The organism is Mesorhizobium sp. M1E.F.Ca.ET.063.01.1.1, from assembly GCF_003998155.1.
Lineage (GTDB): Bacteria > Pseudomonadota > Alphaproteobacteria > Rhizobiales > Rhizobiaceae > Mesorhizobium.
On the sequence record NZ_RZSC01001405.1, the window covers coordinates 1 to 706 of the forward strand.

The following is a 706-nucleotide window of genomic DNA, read 5'->3' on the forward strand; positions in this document are numbered from 1 at the left end:
GACCTGCCGCCAGTGTTTCGCGCGCTCGTTGTCGAAGATCAGAATCTGATGCGGCTGGCGCTTATGGACCAGATTCGGGCGAGTCTCGGAAATTGCGTTGTCCTTGGCGCCGAGACATTGGAAATCGCTGCGCGAGAGCTTCGGAGCGCTGAGTTCGATCTGGTCGTCATTGATCCGGGACTTCCCGGCTTCGATCCGACGCTGGACGCTGATCGCGTTGCCGTCGTCGGCACAATCATCGAAGCCTCGCCAAGCGCGATCCACATCGTCGTGACAGGCTCAGACAGCGATTCTGAGGCCGAAATTTTTCGTCAAATCGGCGCGGCCGGCTATCTCGGCAAGACCGGGCTGGAGCCCGGGGTGTTTAATGACGTGCTCGACGACATTTCCACCAACGGATTTGCAGTTCGGCTTTCGCGTGTGGCGATGACCATGCCCGACGTTCGGTATTCCGTCCTGACGCCAAGAGAACAGGAAATTATCGACATGATGACCCGTCGCGAGCCAGGCATGACGCGTACGCAGTTTTATCAGGTAATGGCGGATCGCCTTGGCATCGATCCCAGCTCGGCGGAAAAATATTACAAACAGGCGCGGGCAAAATTGATGAAGAACGGACACAGGCTACCGCAGGGTCTTTGATCAGATGTCATTGATGACCGTCCATGGGGTCAAGGTGCCCCTGCGCCCTGACGACGTCTCACCT

Annotated in this window: 1 protein-coding gene; it reads left to right on the forward strand. The window is 57.5% G+C overall.

Translation table 11 applies throughout. From position 1 onward, the window contains the following. The coding region (locus EOA29_RS38860) for a response regulator (protein ID WP_245468817.1) at positions 1-642 on the forward strand (642 nt) is incomplete at its 5' end. Positions 643-706 lie beyond the last annotated feature (64 nt).